The organism is Massilia sp. GER05 (assembly GCF_052056005.1).
In the GTDB taxonomy this organism is placed as follows: Bacteria; Pseudomonadota; Gammaproteobacteria; order Burkholderiales; family Burkholderiaceae_D; genus Telluria; species Telluria orientalis.
This window is the reverse complement of the sequence record NZ_CP178858.1, coordinates 7053486-7067044: the sequence shown is the minus strand read 5'-3', so window position 1 is coordinate 7067044 and position 13559 is coordinate 7053486. Positions and strand designations below refer to the sequence as shown.

Sequence of the window (13559 nt, the reverse complement as noted above, 5' to 3'; positions counted from 1 at the left end):
CGGCTTCGGATCAAGGAGAATGCATATGCGGTTCGTAACCATGGTGGTGGCCGGAATCGGACTTGGAAGCTGCCTGCTCGCGCAGGCCGGCGGGCAGGAACAGGGCGCGTGGACGGAGGCGCGGTCGCTGCGCGAGCTCCCGGCCGGCATCCAGGCGCTGCTGGGCGTGGGACTCGGGCTCGCGGGCATCGCCGACCGGGGCGGCGATTTCAGCGAGACCGACGCCAGCGACGACAGCATGCCGCGCCGCCGCTTCGTGCTCGGGGTCGTGAACGGCGGCACGGCGCTGATCGCGCTGGAGCAGGGCGGCCGCGTCTATGCCGTGCGCGCCGTCGAATTCAAACAGGAAGGCAGCACGTGGGATGCGGTGCGGTGTGCGCCGCTGGTGTCGGTGCCGCAGCGGGGCGCGGAACTGGTCGGCGCGCTGTCCGGAAAGCAGGCGGGGCCCTGCGGCGGCATCGGCGTCCGGACGGACGATGCGGACGCGGCACCCCCTGTGGCCGCGCCCGTCCTGCCCGTGCGCGTCAGGCCGCGGCCTGGAGCGTGACCATCTCGACGCCGGGCAGTCCGCAGTCGGCCACGGCCTTGACGACGGCATCGATGGCGGCGCGGCGCGTAAAACTCTTGCGCCATACGATCACGACGCGGCGCGACGGGACCGGATCCTGGAACGGGACGAAGGTCAGCATGCCGTTCGGATCCTTCATGTCCGGCACGGAGGCGCGCGGCAGCACGGTCAGGCCGATGCCGCTCGCGACCATGTGCCGGATCGTCTCCAGCGACGAGCCCTCGAAGGTGCGCTGCATGCCGTTACCCGGCGACGAAGAAAAGCGCGCCATCTCCGGGCAGACTTCGAGCACCTGGTCGCGGAAGCAGTGGCCGGCGCCCAGCAGCAGCATCGTCTCGCTCTTGAGGTCCTCGGCCGCGATCTCGGTGCGCGTCGACCACGGGTGGTTCTTCGGCATCGCGACGACGAACGGTTCGTCGTACAGCGCCTGCACGGCCATGCCGTGTTCCGGCAGCGGCAGGGCCATGATCGCGGCGTCCAGCTCGCCCTGGCGCAGCAGGTCGAGCAGTTTCACCGTGAAATTCTCCTGCAGCACGAGCGGCATCTGCGGCACGTTCGCGATCAGGTTTTTCACGAGCGGCGGCAGCAGGTACGGACCGATGGTGTAGATCACACCGAGGCGCAGCGGGCCGGACAGCGGATCCTTGTTCTGCTTGGCCAATTCCTTGATGGCGGCCGTCTGCTCGAGCACGCGCTCGGCCTGGGCGACGATCTGCGCGCCCAGCGGCGTCACGGACACTTCCGAGCCGCCCCGTTCGAACAGCGTGACGCCGAGTTCGTCCTCGAGTTTTTTGATCGCGACGGACAGCGTGGGCTGGGCGACGAAGCAGGCTTCGGCCGCATGCCCGAAATGGCGGGCGCGTGCGACGGCGACGATGTATTTCAGTTCGGTCAGTGTCATGGGATCGGAGTTTATTGAACGGCCGTGTTCTCGAAGACACGTTTGCCTGCCTTTTAAGCAGTCTGTCACTATTTTACCGGTAAAGCCATGGATATAATGGCCGGGCAGGCGATGTTGCCTTGCGTTAATAGGAAGACATCCATGTCCTCGACCTTCGGCCCGGCGGAAGCCCAGGCCTATATGCACAAGCTGCTCACGGTCATGCACCAGCAGGGCGGCTCCGACCTGTTCATCTCGGCCGACTTTCCGCCCAGCATGAAGCATCAGGGCGCCATGAAACCCCTGAGCCAGCAGCGCCTGACGGGCGACATCACGCGCGCGCTGTCCCTCTCCCTCATGAACGAGCGGCAGCGGGCCGAGTTCGAAGCCGAGATGGAATGCAATTTCGCGATTTCCCTGCCGGGCGTGTGCCGGTTCCGCGTGAACGTGTTCGTGCAGCAGCAGAGCGTGGGCATGGTCGTGCGGACCATCGCATCCGAAATCCCGAACTTCGAAAAACTCGACCTGCCCGAGGTCTTGAAAGACGTCGTGATGACGAAGCGGGGCCTCGTGCTCGTCGTCGGCGGCACGGGTTCCGGCAAGTCGACGACCTTGGCGGCGATGATCGATTACCGCAACAGCAACTCGGCCGGCCACATCATCACGGTCGAGGATCCCGTCGAATACGTTCACAAGAACAAGAGCTGCCTGATCACGCACCGCGAGGTGGGCGTCGACACGCTGTCGTGGCACAACGCGCTGAAGAACACGCTGCGCCAGGCGCCGGACGTGATCCTGATCGGTGAGATCCGCGACACGGAAACGATGGAACACGCGATCGCGTTTGCCGAAACGGGTCACCTGTGCCTGGGGACGCTGCACGCGAACAATGCGAACCAGACGATGGACCGCATCATCAACTTCTTCCCGGAAGAGCGGAGGAATCAATTGCTGATGGACTTGTCGTCGAACCTGCGCGCCATCGTCTCGCAGCGCCTCGTCCGCACGGAAGATGGCAAGGGGCGCAAGGCCGCCATCGAGATCCTGCTGAACACGCCGACGATCGGCGAGATGATCCTGAAGGGCAGCTTCCAGAGCATCAAGGAGATCATGCACAAGTCGCGCGAGCTGGGCATGTGCACGTTCGACCAGGCGCTCTTCGAACTCTACAACAAGGGCTACATCAGCTACGACGAAGCCATCCGCAACGCCGATTCCGCGAACGGCCTGCGCCTCCAGATCAAGCTGTCGGGAGAAAGAAAAGCGCCGGGGGAGGGCGGCGGTGCCGCGAAGCCGGCCGAGCTGTCCATGTTGATCGACGAGCCGGAAGAGGAACCGCCGGCCGCAAGTTAAAATGCACGCCATGGCTACCTTCGAACAAAAACTCTGCACCCGCGCCACCTTGCCGCAACGCATCGCCGAACTGCCGAAACCCGTCGTGCTAACGAACGGCGTGTTCGACATTTTGCACCGCGGCCACGTGACGTATCTCGCCCAGGCCCGCGAACTGGGCGCGTCGCTCGTCGTCGCCGTCAACACGGACGCGTCCGTGAAACGCCTGGGTAAAGGTGACGACCGCCCGCTAAACACGCTGGCCGACCGCATGGCCGTGCTCGCCGCGCTGGAATCCGTCAGCCTCGTCGTGGAATTCGACGAGGACACGGCGCTGGAAGTCGTCCAGGAAGCCCGTCCGGACATCTATGCCAAGGGCGGCGACTACGTGATGAGCGCCATTCCGGAAGGGAAGGAAGTGATCGCCTACGGCGGCAAGGCCGTCGCGATCGATTTCGCGCACGACCGCTCGACGACGAAGCTCGTCGCGAAGATTCGGCAGTTCGGCTGATCGGGAATTAGCCGCGTCCCGCATGGTCGAATGAGTATTCCGACGGGATACTCATGACGACGATGTTCGCCGTCTTACCGGAAGAGCGCCAGGCCATGAGGGCCAGGCTAGGCCGGCATGCCCACGGAAGAGCGCGAACGGCATCTACAAATGCAGCAGCAGATGTGCCACTGATGGGCATCATCGGCAGGCCGATGCGCTGGGTTGTTGCGACCAGCGGCACTCTCTATCGCGCCGATGAAACGCCCAGATAATTTCCGAGTAAACCAACAATCATCGACGCCCGCCGGGCTGTAATCGCGCGGCAATGGATCGAGAGGCAGAGCCCTACGGGCTACAGGTCTGCCGATGTTATTCAACTTTCTCCAATTACCAATAGTTCTGGCGTTCTGGCGCCTCTTCGGCATTTCCTGGCTGGGTTTCGCTCTGCATCATTAATTTGATCCGGCAATCTGCGTTCGCTGTTTTATCGATCGGCCCAAGCATTAAAAATATTGATAATTCTCGCCCCTGATTTCTAACGCAATGTAACCGCTTGATCGCTTTTTCACCAAGATTTTTATGCTGATGTTTATCGTGTGCTACTGGACAAGACACAGATGCTGTTGTTAAACTTTCCGCCGTTAAATTTATATAACCTGAACAAATCAAATTGCGCGGACGAATATTCGACCTGATTACAGACTAACTGCCATTGCCGGCAATTAGTTAATTTGAGTTTTCAGATTGCAATAAATAGAGAAATTTTGCAACATTAGTTTAGATTACTTCAATGCGAAAAGGCAGGGTGCCACGTTTCGGCAGGGGCATATGGCGTCTTGTTCGACTCCTCGATCTTACCGCAGTATTCGCGGTTATTTTCTCGTGACGACGGCCCAAAAGCTCATTTCATGCCCAATAAGCATGGGGCCATAGAATAACTGTCATGCGATTTCGAGTGCGGTGTCGAGTTACTGTCTGACGATCTTAATATGGCTCTAAAGGGGATGCAGAGCAAGCTGCTGAATAATGGACTAACTAGCAGAATGATTGGGATATCGCCCCCCGATGCCGACCTTTACGCGCTTTACCTGCGTTGCCTCCAATCCTACCAATCGATACCGTTGACATGAACTCGCGCGATCTCGCCGGAGCCTTCCTAAGTGCGCTCACCCAAACCAACCGCCCGATTCGTCTTCGTCTGGCAGGCGAGCGAAAGCTCCTGGATGATGTACTGCTGGTCAAGCGTGTTGTCGGGAACGAATCCATGTGCGGGGGCTTCGAATATCGCCTGCAATGCGTATCAGCCCAGTCCGGACTGGCATTGAAGGATTTCATCGCACTGCCGATTGAACTGCAACTGGTCACCGACCGAGGTGAATTGCGCTCTGTCTGCGGCGTCGTCACGCATGCGTTCGCGGGACAAAGCGACGGCGGGTTGGCCACGTATCAGCTGGTTGCACGTGATGCGCTCGCAATCATGGAACAACGCGTCAACACACGAGTTTTCCGAAACAAGAACGAAGTCGACGTTGCACTGGCGATTCTCGACGAATGGAAGCAGACGAACGCTGTCCTCGCGAAAGCATTCGATGTTGACACGGCCCAGTTACGGGGGAGTTACCCGGCCCGCGAATTCATCATGCAGCACAATGAATCGGACGCTGCCTTTCTGCGTCGTTTGTGGAAGCGCCAAGGCATTGCGTGGTTCATGCGGCCGGGGCGGGCAAGCCAGGACGACAGCAACGACATGCCAGCCCACACGCTGGTGTTATTCGACGACGTAACCGGTCTGGCTCAGAATTCCGCCGGCATCGTGCGCTACCACCGCGATCACGCTACCGAATCGCGGGACAGTATCACTACCTGGACCGCCATGCGTAGCCTGAAACCCGGCGGCGTTACGCGCCACAGCTGGGACTACGCAAGCGTTCGTCACATGGAAACGCAGGCGCTGACGACCATGCAGCAAGGACCGATGGGGGACCAGCTCGCTGCCGGCATCGACGAATACGTGGTCGATGTGCCTCACGCTGGCGACGACATGAAAGATTACCGCCGTTTGGGCGACCTTCGCATGCGTCGACACGAGTACGAAGCGAAGTGCTTCCACGGCGAAAGCGGCGTACGTGACCTGTGCGTCGGCGAATGGATTGGACTGTCCGGCCACCCGGAAATCGACACGCATCCGAGCGATGAGAGACAGTTCGTGATTACCGAGCTCTCGGTCCTGGCTGACAGTAACTTGCCCAAAGCGGTCGACGAGAAAATCCAACGGCTGTTCTCAGCCAATGGATGGCAAACGGAACTGTCAACCTCTACTCTGCTCCAGGCCAATGAAGAACGCGAAGTACGCTACAGCAATCGGTTCACGTGCGTACGTCGCGGCATTCCGATTGTGCCGTCGTTCGATCCTCGCACCGATCTGCCGGTAGCAACGTTACAGAGCGCGTTGGTTGTCGGTCCGGACGGCGAGGAAGTGCATTGCGACTCAATGGGTCGGGTCAAGATCCGTTTTCCGGCAACCCGGCAACAAGACCACGCAGGCGCCGGCGCGAGCGACACCGACAGCGATTCCGCCTGGGTGCGGGTCGTCAGCACGTGGGCGGGTGGCCAGCGCGGTGCATTCACACTGCCGCGGGTTGGCGATGAAGTGATCGTCGATTTCCTCGGTGGCGATCCTGACAAGCCGCTTATTGTTGGCCAGGTCTACAACGGCGCGGCATTGCCGCCCAAATTCAACCATACCGGCACCCTACCGGAGAACAGATATCTATCCGGTATCAAGAGCAAGGAAGTGCAAGGGGGCCGCCTGAACCAGCTTCGCCTGGACGATACGCCCGAGCAAATCAGCGCACAGCTTGCGAGCGAGCACGGCTACAGCGAGTTGAACCTGGGCTGGCTGACACACCCACGGCAGGGCGGCAAAGCCCGTCCCCGAGGGGAAGGAGCAGAACTGCGCAGTGATAACTCGGTCGTCATCCGCTCGGCCCAGATATTGCTGTTGACGACGCAGGCCATGCTGCGAGCACAGGGCAATCAACTGGAACGCGGCATGCTTCAAGGACTGCTTGAGAGCTCGCAGGCACTCCTGAAGGAGTTGGGGGAGTTTGCTGAACAGAATCAGGCCATGGCCGTGGACCCGGAACCACACAAGGACCTGAACGAGAACCTGCGGAATGCCGAGAAAGGCACCAACACGCAGAGCGGCGGGGAAGTCGACACCGCTTCGCCGCTTATCGCGCAATACGCACACGGTGGTTTCCTCAGCGCAACCCCTTATTCTTCCGTTAGCTATAGCGGCCAACAGCACAATGTGATCGCACAACAGAACATCCAGGCGGTCGCGGGTGAGCGCGTCAACATCAATGCTCGACAGGGTATCTCACTCTTCTCGCAAAAGAACGGGATGAAGTACATCGCGCACACCGGAAAAGTCGACATCCAGGCACAACACGACAGCATTGGTATTGCCGCGGGAAACGACATGACGATTACCGCGAGTGAAGGCGAGATTACGATTGCTGCCCAAAAGAGCATCAGTCTGATTTGTGGTGGCGCATACATCAAGATAGCGGACGGCAAAATCGAACTGGGTTGCAGTGGCGATTTCACTGTCAAGGCAGGCATGCACAAATGGGATGGCCCAGGCCGGATGTCGTTCGATCTACCGCACTTCTCTGGTGAAGGAAAACCGCCGGCACAATGGATCGGTCTGGACTATCGGGATGCCGACACCGGAGAGGGAGTCGATGGAGCGGAATACGAAATCCATTTCGACAAGGGACCCGTCTTGAATGGAACGCTGGACGCAAACGGCAAGACCCGACGGGAAAACGTCGCCAACAAGCCCGTGAAAAAAGTGATTTATAAGCCGCGCACGGCGGGAACGGATAAGCCAGCAGCACCGCTGAGCGATTTGTTGCAAGAATAAAGCATAACGAATATCGACAATATTGGTAGCGAGCATACTGAATGGCTGAAGTCAATACAACACAAATGCGCGACGCCTTGGCATGGGCGACAAACGACAGGGAAAAAGCCAGGGAACCGAGTACGAATCCAATCGTATGGTTCTGGGAAGCGATCGAGGGCGACTTCAACGAAGATCGATCGACCGCCCAACTGCTCACCGACGCGGCAATTTCGATGATTCCGTTAGTCGATCAAATTTGCGACCTACGCGATCTCATAGCAAACTGCAAAAAGCTCAGTCATGATTACAAGGACAAGGCGGCATGGCTGGCTTTGGTCCTGACCCTTATTGGCCTGTTTCCGACACTCGGCTCATTGCTCAAGGGTGTACTCAAAATCATCTTTGCGCACGTCAGGCGTGCCGGCATCGACCAGGCGGCAAAGGCTGTCGAAAGGGGAATGTCGTGGTGATCGTATATTTGCGAAGGGAAGAGGTTCAAAAATACATCAAGGCCCGCAAAATCGATCGCCTGTTTGCATGGCTTGCAACTGGCGTTAAAGAACTTCGCGGTCGGGTAAATACCAAGGCGCTGCTCGCCGCATTTGATACGGGAATTTCTGCGCTTGAGGGGATGGTTAACAAGGTCAGGCTTGTACCGACCATCTATCGCAAAGCCAAGGCTGCATTGGAGCAGGCCAAAGCGATACGGTTGGCGGCTAACCAGCACATGGAAGAGACGCTGAAACCTGTCCACGATATATTGACCACGATTATATTGAACCTGGAGCGCCGAACTCTCGAGAGAGAGCATGCAATCTTAAATGCGAGCAATATTCACTTCTGTGGTGCGCTTCCGGAAGCGGATGCGATCACCTTGATGCGGCAACATCAGCCGCCATGGTTAAGTAAAACCGGTGATAAGTTTATTGATCCAGCACAGGTCATAGATTATCAAGGCAAGGTAGACAACCTTTCAGCGAAACTTGACGCAGCTGGCAATCCTCGGCCGAAAGAAGATATTTTTCCTCACTTATCCGAGCAAAATATCCGGTCCTTCCATACTCTACAGGCGCACACAATCAAAGGTCCTGCTCGTCTGTATCGCATCCTTGCTCCGAACAGTCGTGGCATGAGCGATTGTTGGGTGTCAGAAGAGGTCTTCAATAAATTGCAGAATTCTCCTAATCCAAAGGAGGCTTGGCGTCGATATTTGGCCGTTTGGCCGGATTGGAACGTCAACGGGCAATTCGTCATCTACGATGTAAAAGCAGGCGAATCATTGAATGTCTGGCGTGGTCCGGCTTCAAGCCAAAAAAAGGATGGGCTTGTAGGTAACTTCCTCGAGGGCGGTTGGGAGCAAATTGTTTTTAAGATCGAACGTAGCGACCCGGGCAACGACACGATGATGTATTATGAGTTGCTGAAAAGTCCCAAAGGTACGACACTGGGCCCGCCACTGACCCAGGCTCACATCAACCACGTTACGGCATCGATGAATAAGTCTGAAAAAGATAAATTTCTTGCCCGGCACATTGGGCTGCGCCTGCAAATTAATCATCCAAACATTAGTGGACCGTTTGATACCGGATGGGGATACACAGAATTCGACGGAGTCTGGACGTCAGACAAAATTGGCCTGCCGGCTCTGCCTGGACAGACAACTGCAATTGCTAAGAGGGCGATATGAGCACACCAAGAGATCAATTTTCGTTATCGGCATGGCACAAGGCTCAGGCGGCCATGCTTTACCATTACGCCTCGCTGGACTACTTGAAAGGCTTGCACCAAATGGTGAGTGAACTAATGGATGGCGAGATTGATCCGTTAATCAATCTAGCGAGGGCGCAGGGACGGGATGCCGTATTGATGGATGCACGGTGGGGTAACAGGAATACCGTGCAGAATTGGGCAAACAGTGCGTGGCCTTTTTTAAGCGATTTTCGACAATCGCTTACAAGAGACATCGCGATGCGCACCACGGACCAATATAAAATCACTGGTGCCAACCAATGCTTACGCGGCTTGAATGAGTTCTCAATGAATTGGGCAACACCAGATGAAGAGGCGAAGGTTCAGTCAATATTGCAAAAAATAGGTCGTTACGCAAATAAAATTGACGATACGTTAAATGATTGGCCAACTAGTCGATGGCGCGATTTCAACTTTGCATATTATTATTCAGAATTTTCGGCGCAGTTTCCACGCATTCCGAAGTTTCGCGTTCGTACGGATGTGACGGCGGAAAGTTCCAAGACGCCGCCACGCACTGGAGTTTACGTTTCATCAGATGATCCCAATGCCGCGTTACAATTTGCGTGGAACGGAGGCGGGGGTGGAAAACTTCGTCCAGCGTCTACGTTCAATCAGATCGGTCTGGATGCTCTCCAGCAGGTCGGCCGAAGAGATCTTTGGTTCGATGAAGGGAAGATGCTCGCGTTTGTCCAATCGCAGAAATATGCACCGTTATTCGCAAACGAGATAGTGATTGACGGCAAGCCGGCCCCATCCCTTGCTTCACCGGCAGTAGCACGGTCCGCTTTTACCGCGGCCCCTTCGCATTGGTATTTCGTCGAAATCATCAATGACGAATTCGAAGACATCGCCGTTGTCAGCGAAGATGATAGCCGCACCATAAACACTCCAGAACGTTTGCGCGTCGAAGGAGGTCATACCTGCGCGCGTGCTGGATATTGGTTCACGCCAGCAAAAGCAGGATCACGTCGTTACTTCAAGGACGGTGAAATCATGCCAGCCTTCGGCACGGATTACGGCGTTACATTCTGGCAATGGGACGAGAATCAGCAATAAAGTTATTCGTCACTAGAGCGTGTTAAATGTTAGTCCCATTTGATCGGAAATGCGTTAATTAATCATTCTGTGCGCTGCTTCTGCCATTCCTTGAGGGCCGGGATAGGCGTTTTTGCGTCGAGCGCACTTTGCGGATGTGGCGGTAGTACGGCTCAAATAGTTCATCAAGGTCGCTTCCAGGTCGGCCTTGCTGTCGAAGCGGGTCTGCTGTAGCAGTTCGTTGATGCGACCATCAAGGCGTTCAACCATACCGTCCGTTTGTGGATGACGGCAATACCAAGCGACGTTCGACGGCGATCGAGGCGTAGCTTCGTCGAAGGCGTGCTTGCCGCTGGGTTTCTTGTCTTCGGTGGCGAAACAGTCGGTGACTTGCGAGCCGTCATCGGTCAACATCCTGTTGTCTACCGATCCAAGGGCGACATGTCTTCGCGCTTGAGTCACTTCGCGTCCGTCGTCCGCATGATGCCGAAGACCTTCTCCGTATGACGATTCGACAGGCCAGAGTACTTGATTTCCTGCCGGACTTTCGGGGTTGTGTTTGATACCGGATGGAGTTACACAGAATTTTACGAAGTCTGGAGGTCGGACAAAATAAGCTTGCCAGCGCTGCCTGGGCAAGTGACAGCAATTGCAAAGGGGGCGATGTGAGCACACCAGGAAATCAACTTTCATTATCGGCATGGCACAAGGTTCAGGCGGCCATGCTTTATCATTACGCCTCGCTGGACTACTTGAAAGGCTTGCATCAAATGGTGAGCGAATTAATGGATGGTGAGATTGATCCATTAATAAATCTAGCGAGGGCGCAGGGACGGGATGCAGTATTGATGGATGCGCGGTGGGGTGACAGGAATACCGTGCAGAATTGGGCAAACAGTGCGTGGTCTTTCTTGAGCGATTTTCGACAATCTCTCACAAGAGACATCGCGTTGCGCAACATGGAACAATATAAAATCACTGGCGCGAACCAATGCTTACGTGGTTTGAATGAATTCTCAATGAACTGGGCGACACCGGATGAAGAGGAGAGAATTCAGGTAATATTGCAAGTGATAAGTCGTTATGCAAGGAATATAGACTATACCATGGATGATTGGCCGAGTAGTCTGTGGCACGATCACGGCTTTGCATATAACTATCCTGAATTTTCAGCACAGTTTCCACGCATTCCGAAATTTCGCGTGCGTACCGATGTGAAGGCGGAGAATTCCAAAATTCCTCCCCGTACGGGAGTTTACGTCTCTTCAGACGATCCCAATGCGGCTTTGCAATTTGCATGGACCGGCGGTGGGGGTGGCAAACTTCGTCCCGCATCCACGTTCAATGAGATCGGCCTCGATGCCCTCCAGCAAGTTGGTCGAAAGGACCTTTGGTTTGATGGCGCGAAGATGCTCGCGTTTGTTCAATCGCAGAAATATGCATCGTTCTTCGCAGGCAAGATGATTATTCCTGGTAAGCCGGATCCATACCTCGCTCCCTCACTGGTGGCACGCTCCGCCTTCACTGAAATCCCTTCGAATTGGTGTTTCGTCGAAATCATCAATGACGAATTCGAAGACATCGCCGTTGTCAGCGAAGATGATAGCCGCACCATAAACACTCAAGAACGTTTGCGCGTCGAAGGAGGTCACGCCTTTGTGCGTGCCGGATATTGGTTCACGCCAGCAAAAGCAGGATCACGTCGTTACTTCAAGGACGGTGAAATCATGCCAGCCTTCGGCACGGATTACGGCGTTACGTTCTGGCAGTGGGACGAGAATCAGCTATAAAGTTATTCGTTACTAGAAAGTTAAATGTCCAGTCCCATTTGATCGGAAATGCGATTGACCAATCATTCTGTGCGCTGTTTCTGCCATTCCTTGAGGGGCGGAGTAGGGGTTTTTGCGTCGAGATTACGGTGCGGAATGTGGTGGTAGTACGGCTTCAAATAGTTCATCAAGGTCGCTTCCAGGTCGGCCTCGCTGTCGTAGCGGGTCTGCTGTAGCCGTTCGTTGATGCGACCATCAAGGCGTTCAACCATACCGTCCGTTTGTGGATGACGGCAATGTCAAGCGGCGTTCGACGGTGATTGAGGCGCAGCCTCGTCGAAGGCGTGCTTGCCGCTGGGTTTCTTGTCTTCGGTGGCGAAACAGTCGGTGACTTGCGAGCCGTCATCGGTCAACGTCCTGTTGTCTACCGATCCAAGGGCGACATGTCTTCGCGCTGGAGTCACTTCCGTCCGTCGTCCGCATGATACCGAAGACCTTCTCCGCATGACGATCCGACAGGCCAGAGTACTTGATTTCCTGCCGGACTTTCGGCGTTGTGTTTGATACCGGATGGAGTTACACAGAATTTTACGAAGTCTGGAGGTCGGACAAAGTAAGCTTGCCGGCTCTGCCTGGGCAGACAACTGCAATTGCAAAGGGGGCGATGTGAGCACACCAGGAAATCAACTTTCATTATCGGCATGGCACAAGGTTCAGGCGGCCATGCTTTATCATTACGCCTCGCTGGACTACTTGAAAGGCTTGCATCAAATGGTGAGCGAACTAATGGATGGCGAGATTGATCCATTAATAAATCTGGCGAGGGTGCAGGGACGGGATGCTGTATTAAGGGATGCACGGTGGGGCGACAGGAATACCGTGCAGAATTGGACAAACAGCGCGTGGCCTTTTTTAAGCGATTTTCGACAATCCCTCACAAGAGACATCGCCTTACGCACTATGGAACATTATGAAGTCACTGGCGCCAATGAGTGCCTGCGTGGTTTGAATGAATTCTCAATGAATTGGGCAGCGCCGGATGAAGAAGAGAAAATTCAGACAGTATTAAAAGAGATAAGTAATTACGCTAGAAACATAGACTACACAATGGATGATCGGTCGCGCAGCCGATGGACTGATTTTAACTTTGCATATAACTATCCTGAATTTTCGAAACGGTTTCCATGCATCCCGAAATTTTGGGTGCGTACCGACGTGACGGCAGAAAGTTCCAAAGCTCCCCCCCGTACTGGAGTTTACGTCTCATCTGACGATCCCAATGCCGCGTTACAATTTGCATGGACCGGCGGTGGCGGTGGCAAACTTCGTCCCGCATCCACGTTCAATGAGATCGGCCTCGATGCCCTCCAGCAAGTTGGTCGAAAGGACCTTTGGTTTGATGGCGCGAAAATGTTCGCGTTTGTTCAATCGCAGAAATATGCATCGTTCTTCGCAGGTAAGATGATTATTCCTGGCAAGCCGGATCCATACCTCGCCCCCTCACTGGTGGCACGTTCCGCCTTTACTGAAATCCCTTCGAATTGGTATTTCGTCGAAATCATCAATGACGAATTCGAAGACATCGCCGTTGTCAGCGAAGATGATAGCCTCACCATGAACACCCAAGAACGTTTGCGCGTCGAAGGAGGTCATGCCTGTGTGCGTGCCGGATATTGGTTCACGCCAGCAAAAGGAGGATCACGTCGTTACTTCAAGGACGGTGAAATCACGCCAGCCTTCGGTACGGATTACGGCGTTACGTTCTGGCAGTGGGGCGAGAATCAGATGTAAAAGTATTTACGACAAAGACCTACTAA

At 55.5% G+C, this 13559-nt stretch carries 10 protein-coding genes and 2 pseudogenes; 9 read left to right on the top strand and 3 right to left on the bottom strand.

Annotated features, from left to right (window positions below; genetic code table 11):
• Positions 1-25 precede the first annotated feature (25 nt).
• Positions 26-547: a hypothetical protein gene (locus tag ACL58G_RS31145; RefSeq protein ID WP_440964390.1), complete on the top strand. Its 522-nt coding sequence runs from the start codon at positions 26-28 to the stop codon at positions 545-547.
• Here ACL58G_RS31145 and ACL58G_RS31140 read toward each other — a convergent pair.
• Positions 525-1469 carry a hydrogen peroxide-inducible genes activator gene (locus tag ACL58G_RS31140; protein ID WP_413386827.1) on the bottom strand — a complete coding sequence of 315 codons (945 nt, stop codon included), beginning with the start codon at positions 1467-1469 and terminating at the stop codon, positions 525-527. The two genes, ACL58G_RS31145 and ACL58G_RS31140, sit on opposite strands and share 23 nt — an antisense overlap.
• A 141-nt stretch (positions 1470-1610) precedes the next feature.
• Between ACL58G_RS31140 and ACL58G_RS31135 the strand changes: the two genes are divergently transcribed.
• The 6 genes from ACL58G_RS31135 to ACL58G_RS31110 all read left to right on the top strand — a co-directional run bounded on the left by ACL58G_RS31135 (position 1611) and on the right by ACL58G_RS31110 (position 9994).
• Positions 1611-2801, top strand: coding sequence for a PilT/PilU family type 4a pilus ATPase (locus ACL58G_RS31135; protein WP_371766143.1), 1191 nt, complete (start codon positions 1611-1613; stop codon positions 2799-2801).
• A 10-nt stretch (positions 2802-2811) separates the two neighbouring features.
• Positions 2812-3291, top strand: a complete 480-nt coding sequence (gene rfaE2 / locus ACL58G_RS31130) for a D-glycero-beta-D-manno-heptose 1-phosphate adenylyltransferase (protein WP_413386831.1) — start codon at positions 2812-2814, stop codon at positions 3289-3291.
• A gap of 1108 nt (positions 3292-4399) precedes the next feature.
• Entirely contained in the window at positions 4400-7204 is a 2805-nt protein-coding gene (locus ACL58G_RS31125) for a type VI secretion system Vgr family protein (RefSeq protein WP_440964387.1), read from the top strand.
• A 41-nt stretch (positions 7205-7245) separates the two neighbouring features.
• The gene (locus ACL58G_RS31120) at positions 7246-7656 is read left to right on the top strand and encodes a hypothetical protein (protein WP_440964385.1); all 411 of its coding nucleotides are present in this window, start codon (positions 7246-7248) and stop codon (positions 7654-7656) included.
• A complete protein-coding gene (locus tag ACL58G_RS31115; RefSeq protein ID WP_440964383.1) occupies positions 7650-8873 on the top strand; it encodes a hypothetical protein in 1224 nt (407 codons plus the stop codon). The genes ACL58G_RS31120 and ACL58G_RS31115 overlap by 7 nt, the downstream gene beginning before the upstream one ends.
• Positions 8870-9994, top strand: coding sequence for a hypothetical protein (locus ACL58G_RS31110; protein WP_413386835.1), 1125 nt, complete (start codon positions 8870-8872; stop codon positions 9992-9994). The genes ACL58G_RS31115 and ACL58G_RS31110 overlap by 4 nt, the downstream gene beginning before the upstream one ends.
• Before the next feature lie 62 nt (positions 9995-10056).
• On the opposite strand, the pseudogene ACL58G_RS31105 reads toward ACL58G_RS31110, so the two are convergent.
• Positions 10057-10393: pseudogene (locus tag ACL58G_RS31105) on the bottom strand (IS481 family transposase); the annotation flags it as partial.
• A 149-nt stretch (positions 10394-10542) separates the two neighbouring features.
• On the opposite strand from ACL58G_RS31105, the gene ACL58G_RS31100 reads away from it, so the two are divergent.
• The gene (locus ACL58G_RS31100; protein WP_440964381.1) at positions 10543-11763 is read left to right on the top strand and encodes a hypothetical protein; all 1221 of its coding nucleotides are present in this window, start codon (positions 10543-10545) and stop codon (positions 11761-11763) included.
• A gap of 62 nt (positions 11764-11825) precedes the next feature.
• Here the strand turns inward: ACL58G_RS31100 and ACL58G_RS31095 are convergent.
• A pseudogene (locus tag ACL58G_RS31095) lies at positions 11826-12164 on the bottom strand (integrase core domain-containing protein); the annotation flags it as partial.
• 244 nt (positions 12165-12408) lie between these two features.
• Between ACL58G_RS31095 and ACL58G_RS31090 the strand changes: the two are divergent.
• Positions 12409-13533, top strand: coding sequence for a hypothetical protein (locus ACL58G_RS31090; protein ID WP_440964379.1), 1125 nt, complete (start codon positions 12409-12411; stop codon positions 13531-13533).
• The last annotated feature ends 26 nt before the right edge of the window (positions 13534-13559 follow it).